This is a genomic window from Mesorhizobium sp., from assembly GCF_004963255.1.
GTDB lineage: Bacteria > Pseudomonadota > Alphaproteobacteria > Rhizobiales > Rhizobiaceae > Mesorhizobium.
Genome location: NZ_SUGA01000158.1, coordinates 1 through 203, shown reverse-complemented (window position 1 = coordinate 203; position 203 = coordinate 1). Strand labels below are relative to the sequence as shown.

Here is a 203-nt window from a genome sequence, read left to right as displayed (position 1 = left end):
TGCAACTCCGGTCTCGCGTTCGGCGGAAACAAGCTGCGCAAGCTCGAATACATTGTGCCCGACGCGATCGCGTCAGATGCCGATACGCTCGTCACAATCGGTGGCGTGCAGTCCAACCATACGCGCATGGTCGCTGCGGTCGCCGCCAAGATCGGCATGAAATGCCTCCTGGTCCAGGAGAGCTGGGTCCCACATGATGATGC

Annotated in this window: 1 protein-coding gene; it reads left to right on the top strand. The window is 60.6% G+C overall.

The features are described 5' to 3' along the window. Positions 1–203: pyridoxal-phosphate dependent enzyme (locus E5X34_RS32880; RefSeq protein WP_292573415.1), on the top strand; the 203-nt coding region annotated here is incomplete at both ends.